11 protein-coding genes are annotated in these 13,705 nt (G+C 76.9%); 9 read left to right on the plus strand and 2 right to left on the minus strand.

What is annotated here, in order from left to right:
* The first annotated feature begins 1 nt into the window (after position 1).
* The 6 genes from Q4D18_RS01880 to Q4D18_RS01905 all read left to right on the plus strand — a co-directional run bounded on the left by Q4D18_RS01880 (position 2) and on the right by Q4D18_RS01905 (position 4,594).
* On the plus strand, positions 2-712 hold the full coding sequence (locus Q4D18_RS01880) for a CoA pyrophosphatase (protein ID WP_303125204.1): 711 nt from the start codon (positions 2-4) through the stop codon (positions 710-712).
* Positions 713-1,114: 402 nt separating this feature from the next.
* Complete coding sequence (locus Q4D18_RS01885) at positions 1,115-2,317, plus strand: CpaF family protein (RefSeq protein WP_303125205.1); 1,203 nt, start codon at positions 1,115-1,117, stop codon at positions 2,315-2,317.
* Complete coding sequence (locus Q4D18_RS01890; protein ID WP_303125207.1) at positions 2,314-3,348, plus strand: secretion system protein F; 1,035 nt, start codon at positions 2,314-2,316, stop codon at positions 3,346-3,348. The genes Q4D18_RS01885 and Q4D18_RS01890 overlap by 4 nt, the downstream gene beginning before the upstream one ends.
* A 193-nt stretch (positions 3,349-3,541) precedes the next feature.
* Positions 3,542-3,775: a DUF4244 domain-containing protein gene (locus tag Q4D18_RS01895; RefSeq protein WP_303125209.1), complete on the plus strand. Its 234-nt coding sequence runs from the start codon at positions 3,542-3,544 to the stop codon at positions 3,773-3,775.
* Entirely contained in the window at positions 3,768-4,190 is a 423-nt protein-coding gene (locus Q4D18_RS01900; RefSeq protein ID WP_303125210.1) for a TadE family type IV pilus minor pilin, read from the plus strand. Before Q4D18_RS01895 ends, Q4D18_RS01900 begins: the two co-directional genes overlap by 8 nt.
* The gene (locus Q4D18_RS01905; RefSeq protein ID WP_303125211.1) at positions 4,187-4,594 is read left to right on the plus strand and encodes an Rv3654c family TadE-like protein; all 408 of its coding nucleotides are present in this window, start codon (positions 4,187-4,189) and stop codon (positions 4,592-4,594) included. The genes Q4D18_RS01900 and Q4D18_RS01905 overlap by 4 nt, the downstream gene beginning before the upstream one ends.
* 23 nt (positions 4,595-4,617) lie before the next feature.
* On the opposite strand, the gene Q4D18_RS01910 is transcribed toward Q4D18_RS01905, so the two are convergent.
* Both Q4D18_RS01910 and Q4D18_RS01915 read right to left on the minus strand, forming a co-directional pair.
* Positions 4,618-6,945: a DEAD/DEAH box helicase gene (locus tag Q4D18_RS01910; protein ID WP_303125273.1), complete on the minus strand. Its 2,328-nt coding sequence runs from the start codon at positions 6,943-6,945 to the stop codon at positions 4,618-4,620.
* A gap of 209 nt (positions 6,946-7,154) precedes the next feature.
* Positions 7,155-7,931 (minus strand): GNAT family N-acetyltransferase, encoded by a 777-nt coding sequence (locus Q4D18_RS01915; protein WP_303125213.1) that lies wholly within the window; start codon positions 7,929-7,931, stop codon positions 7,155-7,157.
* Positions 7,932-8,032: 101 nt separating this feature from the next.
* On the opposite strand from Q4D18_RS01915, the gene Q4D18_RS01920 reads away from it, so the two are divergent.
* From Q4D18_RS01920 to topA, 3 genes are all read left to right on the plus strand, one after another.
* The gene (locus Q4D18_RS01920; protein ID WP_303125215.1) at positions 8,033-9,007 is read left to right on the plus strand and encodes a rhodanese-related sulfurtransferase; all 975 of its coding nucleotides are present in this window, start codon (positions 8,033-8,035) and stop codon (positions 9,005-9,007) included.
* Positions 9,004-10,680 carry a methyltransferase gene (locus Q4D18_RS01925; protein ID WP_303125217.1) on the plus strand — a complete coding sequence of 559 codons (1,677 nt, stop codon included), beginning with the start codon at positions 9,004-9,006 and terminating at the stop codon, positions 10,678-10,680. The genes Q4D18_RS01920 and Q4D18_RS01925 overlap by 4 nt, the downstream gene beginning before the upstream one ends.
* 159 nt (positions 10,681-10,839) lie before the next feature.
* Positions 10,840-13,704, plus strand: coding sequence for a type I DNA topoisomerase (gene topA / locus Q4D18_RS01930; protein ID WP_303125219.1), 2,865 nt, complete (start codon positions 10,840-10,842; stop codon positions 13,702-13,704).
* The last annotated feature ends 1 nt before the right edge of the window (position 13,705 follow it).

The following is a 13,705-nucleotide window of genomic DNA, read 5'->3' on the forward strand; positions in this document are numbered from 1 at the left end:
GGTGGCGGAGCACGGCGTCCCCGCGGACGCGGTCCCCGGCCGCGCCGACCCGGGGTCCCTCACCCGGGTCCCGGCGGCCTCCACGGCCACGTGGGGCCTGGACTGGCCCGTCCCGGCGGACGCCCGTCCCTCCGCGGTGCTGATCCTGTTCGGCGCCCTCGACGACGTCCCCGCCGACCGCTCCTCCCGGGCCGTGCACCCCGACGTGGACGTGCTCCTGACCCAGCGCGCGGCCCCCCTGCGCCAGCACGCCGGCCAGGTCGCGTTCCCCGGCGGGCGCGTGGACCCCGAGGACGAGGACGTGGTGGCCACCGCCCTGCGCGAGGCGCGTGAGGAGACGGGGCTGGACCCGGCCGGCGTCGACGTGGTGGGCGTGCTCCCGCCCGTGCCCGTGAGCGTCTCCGGGCACGTGGTGCACCCGGTGATCGCGTGGTGGCGTCGCGCCACGGACGTGGCGGTGGTGGACCACGGCGAGGCCGCGGCCGTGTTCCGCCTGCCCGTGGCGGATCTGGTGGACCCCGACCACCGCGTGCGGGTGGCCCGCCCCGGCGGCCGGCGCGGCATCACCCCGGGGTTCCTGGCGGGGGACCGGCTGGTGTGGGGCTTCACCGCGGCCCTGCTGGACCGCCTCCTGCACCTGCTCGGCTGGGACGAGCCGTGGGACGGGACGCGGGTGGTGGACGCGGCCACGCACCGTCCCGTGCGGGGCTGACGTCGGCGCGGTGACGGCCCTGTCCCGGCGTCGAGGAGACCCGGGGGCGACCGGTCCTGCACAGGGCGCCGGTGCGGACGAGCCGTCCCCAGGACGTGTCGGCGCGGCCCCGCCTGCGGCGCGGACCGGGTGGACTGGCCGGGCCCGTCCCCGTCTCCGTCCCGACCCCGCCGAGGAGGCCCCATGCGCGCCTGGGTGCCCGCCGATCCGTCCGCCCCCGCCGTCCGTCACCGGCTCCGGCCGCGACTGACCGGGCCGTCCGCCCGGGACCGGAGACGCCGGGAGGCCCCGCCACAGGAGCCCGCCACCCCGGGACCGCCCCTCTCTGCCAGGACGCGGGCATGGGGGCGGAGGGGACGCGCCGTCGAGGCCGTCGCCGCCCCGCCGGAGTCCCTGGACGCCGTGCGGCGCGCCGCCGCCGAGACGCTCGCCCGGGCCCCGCTCGGCGCCGAACCCTCCGTGCTGGAGGCGGTGCGCGGGGCCCTCGCCGTCCCCGGACCCGAGGACGGGACAGCGGTGACGTCCTCAGGAATGGGCGGGGACCACGTCGGCGGTCGGCGCGCGGAGGCGATCACGGAGGAGCTCACCGGCTTCGGCCCGCTGGCCCCGTGGGTGCGACGGGACGGCGTCACGGACGTGCTCGTGGACGCCGACGGCCACGTGTGGACGGACGGGACGGAGGGACTGGTGCGCCGGCCGCTCACCCTGAGGGCGGGGGAGGCCGAGATGCTGGCGGTGCGCCTCGTCACGCAGGCCGGCCGCCGACTCGACCCGGCCGTGCCCCTGGCCGACGCCCGCCTGGACGGCGTGCGCGTGCACGCCGCACTGCCCCCGGTCAGCGGAGGCGGCGCCGTGCTGAGCCTGCGCGTGCCCGCCCCCGCGCCGCCGTCGTTGGACGCGCTGGCGAGGGGCTGGCCCGACGGCGCCCGGTGGGGCGCGGCGCTGGCGGAGCTCGTGGCCGGCCACGCCACCGTGCTGGTCAGCGGGGCCACCGGCTCCGGCAAGACCACGCTGCTGTCCGCCGCCCTGTCCGCGGCGGCCCCGGACGAGCGGATCGTGCTCGTGGAGGACACCCGCGAGGCCGCCCCCGCGCATCCCCACGTCATCCCGCTGCAGACTCGCGCCCCCAACGCGGACGGGGCGGGCGAGGTGACTCTCGCCGAGCTCATCCGGCAGGCCCTGCGCATGCGCCCGGACCGCCTGGTGGTGGGCGAGTGCCGCGGCGCCGAGGTCGCGGACCTGCTCACCGCCCTGAACACCGGCCACCAGGGCGCGTGGGGAACCCTCCACGCCAACGCCGCCGACGACGTCCCCGCCCGCCTGACCGCGATGGGCGCCCTGGCGGGGTGGTCGCCGGCGGCCGTGGCAGCGCAGGCCCGGGCCGGGGTGGACGCCGTGCTGCACGTCGTGCGGGACGGCCAGGGGCGGCACCCCGCGGTGCTCGCGGTGCCCGATCGGCCCGCAGACCCGGCCGCCCCGCTGCGCGTCACCCCCGCCCTGACCTGGACGCCCGGGGACGGCACCCGCGAGGGGCCCGGCCTGGTCCTGCTCCGGGCCCGGCTGGCCGGGCGCGCGGCGACGTCCTCACCCGAAGCGGACGGATGAGCCGGGCGGGGCGGCTGCTCGCGTCGCTGCGGGGCCGGGCCGGGCGGGAGGAGCGCGCCGAGGCCCGGCTCGAGGAGGCCGTGGAGGCCCTGCGCCGGTGGGCGGCGCTGCTGCGGGCCGGACTGGCCCCGGACGCGGCCTGGGAGGAGGTCGCCCGCGGCTCCCCGCCGTGCACGGACCCCGGCCCGCGCTGCTGCCCGCACCACGAGGCCCGGCGCCGCGCCGTGCACGCCCGATGGGGGATCGAGGCCGGCGAGGTCCGGGGTGAGCACGACGCCGACCCCTGGGCCCTCACCGACGCCGCCCTGGCCGCCGCGCGCCGGGCCGGGGCCGCACCGTCCGCCGTCGCCGCGCGCCTAGCCGACGCCCTCGAGGCGTGGTTGGACGCCGCGCGCGCACGCCGGTCCGCCGCGGCCGGCCCGCGGGCCACCGCCCGGCTGCTCTCCTGGCTGCCGGTGGGCGGCCTCGGCCTGGCCTGGCTGCTGGGCATGGGGCCGGTGGAGCTGCTGGCCACCCCGCTGGGGTGGGTGCTCCTGATGCTGGGCGGCGCGCTCACGGCGGCCGGCCGCGCCTGGACACGCCTGGCCCTGCGCCGGGCCGCCGGTGACGGGGCCGAGGCGGACCCCGCCGTCGTCCTGGACGTGGCCGCGGCCCTGCTCGGGGCGGGCCGGTCCCTGCCCACGGCGCTCGACGACTTCGCCGCCTGCCTGCCCGGAGCGCAGGACCTGCGCGTGGTCACCACGCTGCTGCGGTGGGGCGCGGACTGGGACGAGGCATGGGAGCCGGTCGCCGACCGGCCCGCGTGGCGGACCCTCGGCGAGCGGCTGCGCCCCCTGCACCGCACCGGCATGGCCGGACGCGGGACCCTCGCGGCCGCCGCCGAGGGGATGCGGCAGGCCCGGCGACGCGCGGACGAGCGCGCCGCGGAGGAGCTGGCGGTGCGGCTCGTGGTCCCGCTGGGGCTGTGCCAGCTGCCGGCGTTCGTGTGCTGGGGCGTCGCCCCCATGGGCCTGGCCCTGCTCGGCGGGTGACCGCGTCGGGCGGTGGCGGGGGCGTTCCGCTCCTGCACAGGGCTCCACCGCCCGGGGCCCCGTCCACGGAGGGCCCGCTCGCCCGCCCGCCGGCCGCTCCGGCCGCCCAGTCTGGGATCAGCGGCCCACCCGGGACGCAGCCATCACACCGAGGCCCGCTCGCCGAGCCGGCCCCACACCCAGGAGGAATCCCATGACCCCGCTCTCCACCGCCCTGCAGCAGACCCTCACCACCACCCTCGGCGCCGCGCGCGCGGCGGCCGTCACCGAGGCCGCCGCCGACGAGACCGGCGCCCAGACCGCCGAGTACGGCATCCTCACGTTGGCCGCGGTCGGCTTCGCCGGCGTGCTGGCCGTGGTCCTCACCAGCCCCGAGGTGCAGGGCCTGCTGGTGGACCTCGTCTCCCAGGCGCTCTCCCGTGACTGAGGACCGCCCGATCCTCCGCCGGCCCGGCCGCCCGTGGGGCGGCCGGGGCGGCGGCGGCCCGGCCCCCGCCCGGGTGCGCACCGGGGGCCGCGGCGCCCGGACGGGCGGGGACGCCGGGCGGCTGCCGGGGGGCGTGGCGGTGCTGCTGGCCGGCGCAGCCGCCGTGCAGCAGGTGCGCAACCAGGACGCCGCCGCCTCGGCGGCGCGGGTGCTGGCTCGCGGGGACGGGGAGGACGCCGCCCGGGCCTCCGCGGCCCGCATGGCCGGGGACGGGGCCGACGTCCGGCTGGACACGGTGGACGGCTGGGCCACGGTGACCGTCACCCACGCCGGCCCCGGCTTCCTGGCCGGGGCGCTGCTCCGCGCCGAGGCGTCCGCCCCGCTGCAGCCGCCGCCGTTCACGGTGCGCTCATGACCGCCCCCGACGACGCCCGGGCGCCCGCCCCGCGCCCGCCGTGGACGGACGAGACCGGCTCCGGCACCGCGACGGTCCTCGGCACCGCCCTGCTGGCCGCTGGCCTGCTCGCCGCCGTCCTGGCGGTGGGCGAGGCCGCCGTCGTCTCCGCCCGCGCCTCCGGCGCCGCCGACCTGGCCGCGCTCGCGGCCGCGGACGCCCGTCGCGGGCTGACCGACCACGACCCCTGCGGGATCGCCGAGGACACCGCAGAGCGCAACGGAGCCGTGGTCACCGCGTGCACGGCACGGGAGGACGGGTCCATGCTCGTGGCCGTGGAGGTGCATCGGGGGCCGCTCCCGCTGCCGCCGGGGGAGGCGACCGCCGTCGCCGGCGCCCCGCTGCCGGGCGCCGGCCCGGGATGATCGGGCGTGGTCGCCCCTGCCGGTCAGGCCACGTCCGGGATGTCGGCGGGCACCTCGGCGAGGTCGTCGAACCGCTCGAGCAGGAACCGCAGCACGGTCAGGGCCCCGGCCTTGTCCAGCGGGCTGTTGCGGTTGCCGCACTTGGGGGACTGCACACAGGACGGGCAGCCGTCCTCGCACTCGCACGCCGCGATCGCCCCGGCGGTGGCCTCCACCCAGCGGCGCGCCTGGGCGAACCCCCGCTCGGCGAACCCGGCCCCGCCCGGGCGGCCGTCGTACACGAACACCGCGGGCGAGCCGGTGTCCGGGTGCAGCACCATGGACACCCCTCCGATGTCCCAACGGTCGTTCGAGGCCACGAGCGGCATCATCCCGATCATGGCGTGCTCGGCCGCGTGCAGGGCGCCGGGCAGCCGGTCCATGGTCAGCCCCGCCGCCACCAGCTCGTCCGAGGACGCCTGGAACCACACGCCGGACGTGAACAGGTCCCGGGCGGGCAGGTCCAGGGGCTCCTCGCCGAGCACCTCCCCGGACAGCAGCGCCTTGCGCTGGAAGGAGATCACCTGGGTGCGCACCTGCAGGTCCCCGAGGCACCAGCGCAGGGAGGAGCCGGCGGCGTCCAGGCGGCGGTGCACCGCCACGATCTCCACCTCGGTGACGTCCCTGGCCTGCGTGGTGAAGTCCGGCCACGCCCGGCGCACCAGGACCGCGTGGCCCTCCTCGTCCAGCTCCTCCACCAGGAACGTGCGGTCCTGGTGGACGTACACGGCGCCGGGGTGCGCCTGGTGGTGCGTCTGCGGGGAGTCCATGGTGCCGAGCAGCGCCCCGGACTCCACGTCCACGATGTCCACGGGCCCGCCGCCGTCGTCCCGCAGGGAGACCAGCCCGGCGGCGTGCTCGGGGTGCGTCCAGAACCACCCGGCTGGACGGCGGCGCAGCAGGCCCTGCTCCACGAGCACGTTCAGCAGCTCCCGCACCCGGGCGGGGTCGCCGAAGCGGTCGAGCGCGTCCGGTGTCAGGGGCAGCTCGGCGGCCGCCGCGCACAGCTGCGGGCCCAGCAGGTGCGGGTTGGCCGGGTCCAGGACGGTGTCCTCCACGCCGAGGTCGAACACGGCCTCCGGGTGGTCCACCACGAACGTGTCCAGCGGGTCGTCCGAGGCCACGAAGAACGCGAGCGCGTCCTGCCCTCCGCGACCGGCCCGCCCGATCTGCTGGAAGAACGACGCGCGGGTGCCCGGCCAGCCCGCCACCACCACGGCGTCGAGCCCGGCCACGTCGATGCCCATCTCGAGGGCCGGCGTCGAGGCCATGCCCAGCAGGCGGCCCGAGCGCAGCGCCTCCTCGAGCGCGCGCCGCTCCTCCGGGAGGTAGCCGGAGCGGTACGCGGCGATCCGCGTGCCGAGTCCGGCCTCCACCTCCTCGAGCTGGCGCTTGGCCGTGCTCGCGATGACCTCGGCCCCCCGCCGGGACTTGATGAAGGCGAGCGTGCGGGTCTGCTGGAGGGCGAGGTCGGTCAGCAGGTCGGCGGCGGCGGCCGTGGCGGAGCGGCGCACGGGTGCGCCGTTCTCCCCGCGCCGGTCCGTGAGCTCCGGCTCCCAGAACGCCACGTGCACCGCCCCGTGCGGGGAGGCGTCCTCGGTGACGGCCACGGCCGGCGCGCCGACCAGGGTGGCGAAGTGCTCCGCGGGGGCCGCCGAGGTGGCCGAGGCGCCCACGAACACCGCCTCGGGCCGGTCGCCGCGGTAGTGGGCGGCCACCCGGCGCAGCCGGCGCAGCAGGATCCCCACCTGGGAGCCGAAGACGCCGCGATAGGTGTGGGACTCATCCACCACCACGTAGGCCAGGTGGCGCAGGAACGTCGCCCACCGCTCATGGTGGGGGAGGATCCCCACGTGCAGCATGTCCGGGTTCGTCATGAGGACGTTGGCGTGCTCGCGCGCCCAGACCCGGTCCTGAGGGGCGGTGTCGCCGTCGTACGGGGCGGCCCGCAGCCAGGCCGCGCCGTCCCGCTCGAGGGCGCGCCAGGAGGCGAGCTGGTCCGCTGCGAGGGCCTTGGTGGGTGCCAGGTACAGGGCGGTGGCGCGGGGGTCGTCGGCCAGGGTGGTCCCCACGGCCAGCTGGTAGCCCAGGGACTTCCCGGAGGCGGTGCCCGTGGCCAGCACCGTGTGCCGCCCGGCCAGGGCCGACGCCGCGCCGGCCACCTGGTGCTCCCAGGGCGCCGGGACGCCGCGCGCCCCGAAGGCCCGAACGAGCCCCTCCGGGGTGCCCTCCGGCCACGGGGCGGTGCGCGCCCGCCGGGCGGGGAGGGTGGTCACGTGCCGGACCTGCTCCGGCAGGGACCGGCGGCCCAGGGCGGCCGCGAGGGCCCCGCGCGCCTCGGGGGAGGCGACGACGAGGTCCTCGGGCGGGACCCACGGGCCGGCGTCGTGCCAGGGCGCGGCCCCGTCCGTGGGAGGGACGGGGGCGGGCGGCGCCCCGCTCCACGCCGCTGCCCCCTCCGCGGGGGCGGCCCAGGGGTCGCCGTCGGGCCAGGGGACGTCGCCGGCGGTGGGGGAGGGGGTCACCGCCCCATCGTGCCGGTGTGCTCCGCCCCGGGCTGCTCCCCGTCGGCTCGTGTCCAGATGCTGACGGGGCCCAGGTCGGTCCAGCCGAGGTGGCCGTAGAGCTTCTGCCCGTCCGGCGAGGCCACCAGCAGGCCCTCCTCGAGGTCCCGGCCCGTGCTCAGCGCCTCGCTGGTGAGGTGGCGCATCACGATGCTGCCGAGGCCGCGGCGCCGGTGCTGGGGGGAGGTCCAGATGCGGTCGAACACGGCCGTGGAGTCCTCGAAGGTCACCCAGCCCACGGCGGCGAGCTCGTCCTCGCCCTCGGGGGCGGTGGAGGCGTGGCCGGAGGCGTACAGGCGCAGACGGCGCGAGCCCTCCACGGGCTCGTCCACGCGGGCCTCGTACCCCTCCGGGAGGATCGGGGGCTCGACGTCCTGGACCTCGGGGTCCAGGGTCACGGACATGAACCGCTCCGGCTCGGCGGCGGAGTGCAGGCCGGCCGCGGTCAGGTCCTGGACCGGCTCGCCGAACACCGTGACCAGCCGGTCGGGGTGCTCGCCGAGCTGCTCGAGCACGGGTGCGAGCTCGGCCTCGCCCGGCTCGACGAGGATGTGCTCCCATGTCGTGGGGATGTCGAGGGTGGCACGGCCGGAGCCGCCGGGGATGCGGCGGGCCGGACGCCTCTGGCGCAGCGCGGAGCGCACGCCGTCCTCGGTGCGGGTCTCATAGCCTCGGGAACGGGACCACGCGGCGAACCACGTGCCCACCTGGATGTCGTCGATGGTCTGCGTCATGGCGCCGACAGTAGCCGCCGGGACGGTCCAGCACCATGGCCCCCTGTGGACGGCGCCGTCCGGGCCCGGCGCGAGACGCCGTCCGACTAGGCTCGACGCCGATGACCCAGACCTCCCCGACGATCCCCCCGCCGGACGCCCGGCCCGTCCCGGCGCCCACCGCGACGGCGGGCCGCGGCCCCGTCTCCCGGATCGCCCTCTACTACCGCTTCGTCCCGCTCGCCGACCCGGAGGCCGTGCGGCTGTGGCAGCGCACCCTCGCCGCCTCCCTCGGCCTGACGGGGCGGATCATCGTGTCCCCGCAGGGGATCAACGGCACCGTCGGCGGTCCCGTGGACGCGGTGAAGCGGTACGTGCGGCAGACGCGGGAGCACCCGGCGTTCCGCGACCTCGAGGTGAAGTGGTCGGACGGCTCCGCCGCGGACTTCCCGCGCCTGTCCGTGAAGGTGAGGCCGGAGCTCGTGGCGTTCGGCGCCCCCGACCGGATCCGCGTGGACGCGGACGGCGTCGTCGGAACCGGCGAGCACCTGCCCGCGGACCGCGTCCACGCGCTCGTCGCCGAACGGGCCGCGCAGGGACGGCCCGTGCGCTTCCTCGACGGGCGCAACACGGTGGAGGCGCAGATCGGCCGGTTCGAGGGGGCCGTGGTCCCGGACGCGCACACCACCCGGGACCTGCTCGCCGCCGTCGACTCCGGCTCCCTGGACCACCTCAAGGACCAGCCCGTGGTCGCCTACTGCACCGGTGGGGTGCGCTGCGAGGTGCTCTCCGCACTGCTCCGGGACCGTGGGTTCGCGGAGGTCTACCAGCTCGACGGCGGGATCGTCCGCTACGGGGAGGCCTTCGGGGACGCCGGGCTGTGGCACGGCGAGCTCGCCGTGTTCGACCGGCGCCTGTCCATCCGCTTCACCGAGGGCGCCGAGACGATCGGCCGCTGCCACGCCTGCGCGGCCCCCACGTCCGACCTGCGCAACTGCGCCGATCCGGCCTGCACCACCCTCACCGTCCGCTGTGCCGACTGCGCCGCGGACGCCTTCTGGACCTGTCCCGTCTGCACCGCTCGGAGCGCCGCATGAGCATCGACCCCACCTGCCGCCCCGCCGCCTCGGAGACGGTCCCGCCCGCTCCCCGCCTGACCCCGACGGCGGCCGCCGCCCTGGCCGCGGACCTCGCTGCCCTGCCCTACACCACGGAGGCCGTGGAGGCCCTGCTGGGGCCGACGGCCGTGGCCGCCCTGGACCGCGAGCACGCCGAGGCCGCCCGCGCCGTCCTCGCCGACGGCGTCGCCGCGGAGGACCGCCCGCTGGCCGCCGTCGTCGGGGCCTTCATGCTCGGCGACGCCGTGCCCGCCGTGGACCTCGCCGCCGCCGTCCCGGCCCTGGGCCTGGACGGGCTGCGCGGGGCCGGCCTCGTCACCGGCCCCCGCCCGGACGACCCCGAGGGGGCCGTGCGCGCCACGTGCGACCTCTCGCCCTACGAGACGGACGAGCCCGGCCGCCTGTGGGTCGCCTCGGACCAGACCGCCCTCCAGCGGCGCGGCCCCCTGCCGGCCGAGCACGTCCTCGGCGTCGGCCGGGCTTCGCTCACCCTCGCCGGGGCCGTGCACCGCCGCCCCGTGGAGACCGCCCTGGACCTCGGGGCCGGCTGCGGGATCCAGACCCTGCACCTGCTGGCCCACGCGCGGCGCGTCACCGCCACGGACCTGGCGCCGCGCTGCCTGGAGTTCACGCTGTTCAACCTGCTGCTCAACGCGGAGGTGCTCGGCGTGGACCGCGAGCGCCCGCAGGAGCGGGTCGAGCTGCTCACCGGCGACATGCTCGAGCCGGTGGCCGGCCGGCGCTTCGACATGGTGGTCTCCAACCCGCCGTTCGTGATCACACCGCGCACGGACCCGGACGCCCCCGTGATGGTCTACCGGGACGGCGGCCGCGAGGGGGACCGCCTCGTCGCAGAGTTCGTCGCCGCGGTCCCGGCGCACCTGACCCCCGGCGGCACCGCGCACCTGCTGGCCAACTGGGAGATCCCGGCCGCGGACGACGACGCCCCGGCCGCCTCCGCCTGGGACGCCCGGCCCCGCTCCTGGGTGGCCCCGGGGATGCAGGCGTGGGTCGTCCAGCGCGACGTCCAGGACCCGGCCGGCTACGCCGAGACGTGGCTGCAGGACTCCTCGCTCGAGCTGGACCCGGAGCAGTACCGGCGCCGCTACGGCCAGTACCTCGCCGACTTCGCCGCCCGGGGCGTGGCCGGCGTCGGCTTCGGCCACGTGTGGCTGCGCCGCCCGGCCGAGGACGGCTCCCAGGGCGGGGCGTGGACCGTGGCCGAGGAGGTCCTCCAGCCGATCGACGACGCGATCGGCCCCGCGTGGGCCGCCGCCGTCGCCCGTCGGGACCGGCTCGCCGCGGGCGCGGGCGCGGTCGGGGGAGCGGGCGACCCGGCCCTGGCCGCGCTGCGCTCCCTGCACCTGCGGGTGGCCGAGGACGTCACCGAGGAGCGGCACCAGCGGTTCGGCGCCGAGCACCCCGAGGTGATCCTCGCCCGCCAGGGCTCCGGCTTCCGCCGCACCGCCCGCCTGGACACCGCAACGGCGGGCGTGCTGTCCGCCTCGGACGGCGAGCTCTCCGTGGGGCAGCTGGTGGGCGCCGTCGCCGCCCTGCTGGAGCTGGACGACGCGGGGCGGGCCGCCCTGCTCGCGGCGCTGCGGGAGCTGTACGAGGACGGGTTCCTGGTGGCGGCGCCCGAGGCGGGCTGACCCGGTCGGGCGCGGACCGCGCCGTCCACCGCACGGGCCCCGCGCGGCACGGGCCCGCCGGATGTGGATAGTGTGGAGGGATCGGCCCGTAGGATGACGGGCGCCGGAGCGGCGCCGTCGTCGGCGGTCCCGCCCATCCCCGTCCGAGGAGGAACCCCCTTGTCCCCTGCATCCGCGTCCAGGACCGGCTCCACGCCCGAGGGCAAGAAGCTGGTCATCGTGGAGTCCCCGGCCAAGAGCAAGTCCATCGCGAAGTACCTGAACGCGGTGGGCTCCGGCTGGGTGGTGGACTCGTCGGTGGGCCACATCCGCGACCTGCCCAAGCCCTCGGACCTGCCCGCGGACATGAAGAAGGGCCCGTACGGCAAGTTCGCCGTGGACACGGACCACGGCTTCACCCCGTACTACGTGGTCCACCCGGACAAGAAGAAGAAGGTCACCGAGCTCAAGCGCGAGCTCAAGGACGCGGACGCCCTCTACCTGGCCACGGACGCCGACCGCGAGGGCGAGGCCATCGCGTGGCACCTGCTGGACACCCTCAAGCCCAAGGTCCCCGTCTACCGCATGACCTTCGGCGAGATCACCAAGGAGGGCGTGCGCCGCGGACTCGAGGGCATCCGCGAGCTGGACACCCACCTCGTGGACGCCCAGGAGACCCGCCGCATCCTCGACCGCCTGTTCGGCTACGAGCTCTCCCCGGTGCTGTGGCGCAAGGTCTCCCGCGGCCTGTCCGCCGGCCGCGTGCAGTCCGTGGCCACCCGCCTGGTGGTGGAGCGCGAGCGCGAGCGCATGGCGTTCGTGGCCGCCCGCTACTGGGGCGTGGAGGGCACCTTCACGGTGGCCGAGGGCGCGCAGGCCGACGGCGCCGCCGGCTCCTCCTTCACCGCGCGCCTGTCCACCGTGGACGGCCGCCGCGTGGCCACCGGCCGCGACTTCACGGACGCCGGCGCGCTCAAGGACGCCTCGTCGGGCAAGGTGACGCACCTGGACGAGGCGGCCGCGTCGTCGCTGGCGCAGGGCCTGGCCGGGAAGGACTTCACGGTGGACGCCGTGGAGGACAAGCCGTACACCCGCCGCCCGGCCGCCCCGTTCACCACCTCCACCCTCCAGCAGGAGGCCTCCCGCAAGCTGCGCATGAGCTCGCGGGTGTCCATGCAGGTGGCCCAGCGCCTGTACGAGAACGGCTACATCACCTACATGCGCACGGACTCGGTGAACCTCTCGCAGGAGGCCGTGCAGGCCGCCCGCGCCCAGGCCACCGAGCTCTACGGCAAGGACGCCGTGCCCGCCCAGCCGCGCACGTACGCCAAGCGCTCCGAGAACGCGCAGGAGGCCCACGAGGCCGTCCGCCCCGCCGGAGACTCCTTCCGCACCCCCGCCCAGGTCAAGGCCGAGCTGCGCCCGGACGAGTTCAGGCTCTACGAGCTGATCTGGAAGCGCACCGTGGCCTCGCAGATGGCCGACGCCAAGGGCTACACCGCCACCCTGCGCTTCTCCGCCACGGCCGAGGACGGCCGGCAGGCCCAGTTCGCCGCCTCGGGCACCGTCATCACGTTCAAGGGCTTCCTCGACGCGTACGAGGAGGGCCGGGACACGGAGAGCGAGGACGAGAAGGACTCCGTGGGCCGCCGCCTGCCGCAGGTGGCCGAGGGGGACGTGCTCACCGGCGACCCGGTGGAGCCCACCGGCCACGAGACCTCCCCGCCCGCCCGGTACACCGAGGCGTCGATCGTCGCCGAGCTCGAGCGCCGCGAGATCGGCCGCCCGTCCACATACGCGCCCACGATCTCCACGATCATGGACCGCGGCTACGTCTCCAAGCGGGGCAACGCCCTCGTGCCGTCCTGGACGGCGTTCGCCGTGATCGGCCTGCTCGAGGACCACTTCGCGAAGTACGTGGACTACGACTTCACGGCCCGCATGGAGGACGACCTCGACCGGATCGCCGCCGGCGAGCTGGCCCGCGAGGCCTGGCTGCAGACGTTCTACTTCGGGGCCCCCGCCGAGCGGACCGAGCAGGGCGTGGAGGGACTCAAGCACGTGGTGGAGAACCTCGGCGAGATCGACGCCCGCGCCGTGAACTCCCTGCCCGTCACGGACGAGATCACCCTGCGCGTGGGCCAGTACGGCCCGTACCTCGAGCGCCGCCTGCCCGAGGGCGCCGCCGAGGGCACCACCCCGGACCGGGCGAACGTCCCCGAGGACCTCGCCCCGGACGAGCTCACCCCGGCCAAGGCCGAGGAGCTCATGGCCGCCGGCGGCGGCACGGGGGAGCGCGAGCTCGGCACCGACCCCGAGACCGGGCGGACCGTCGTCGCCAAGGACGGCCGGTACGGGCCCTACGTCACCGAGGTCGTCGAGGAGATGACCGAGGAGCAGCTGCAGGCCTGGATGGACGCGCAGCCCACCGAGTACTACAAGAACGGCAAGCCCAAGCCCAAGAAGAAGCCGGCCAAGGAGAAGCCCCGCACCGGCTCCCTCTTCAAGACCATGTCCCTGGACACGGTCACGCTGGAGCAGGCGCTGCAGCTGATGTCCCTGCCCCGGATCGTGGGCGCGGACGCCGAGGGCGAGGTCATCACCGCGCAGAACGGCCGGTTCGGCCCGTACCTGAAGAAGGGCACGGACTCCCGCTCGCTCGAGTCCGAGGACCAGATCTTCTCCATCACCCAGGAGCAGGCCCTCGAGATCTACGCCCAGCCCAAGCAGCGCGGGCGCGGCACGGCCAAGCCGCCGCTGGCCGAGTTCGGCGAGGACCCGGTGTCCGGCAAGAAGGTCACCGTCAAGGAGGGCCGGTTCGGCCCGTACGTGACGGACGGCCAGACCAACATCACCGTGCCGCGCGGGAGGGACCCGGAGCAGCTCACCGCCGAGGAGGCCTACCAGCTCCTCGCGGACAAGCGCGCCAAGGGCCCGGCCACGAAGTCCGGCGCCAAGAAGCCGGCCGCCCGCAGGGCGCTCGCGAAGAAGGCCGCCGCCACGAAGCCCGCGGCGAAGAAGCCCGCCTCCCGGAAGAAGGACTGAC

Origin of the sequence: Micrococcus sp. (assembly GCF_030523875.1) — a bacterium.
Lineage (GTDB): Bacteria > Actinomycetota > Actinomycetes > Actinomycetales > Micrococcaceae > Micrococcus.

Bases quoted from the DNA above. Each gene is read 5' to 3' on its own strand.
- Q4D18_RS01905 (WP_303125211.1), top strand. From the start codon at position 4,187: ATGACCGCCCCCGACGACGCCCGGGCGCCCGCCCCGCGCCCGCCGTGG.
- Q4D18_RS01890 (WP_303125207.1), top strand. From the start codon at position 2,314: ATGAGCCGGGCGGGGCGGCTGCTCGCGTCGCTGCGGGGCCGGGCCGGG.
- Q4D18_RS01920 (WP_303125215.1), top strand. From the start codon at position 8,033: ATGACCCAGACCTCCCCGACGATCCCCCCGCCGGACGCCCGGCCCGTC.
- Q4D18_RS01895 (WP_303125209.1), top strand. From the start codon at position 3,542: ATGACCCCGCTCTCCACCGCCCTGCAGCAGACCCTCACCACCACCCTC.
- Q4D18_RS01915 (WP_303125213.1), bottom strand. From the start codon at position 7,931: ATGACGCAGACCATCGACGACATCCAGGTGGGCACGTGGTTCGCCGCG.
- Q4D18_RS01925 (WP_303125217.1), top strand. From the start codon at position 9,004: ATGAGCATCGACCCCACCTGCCGCCCCGCCGCCTCGGAGACGGTCCCG.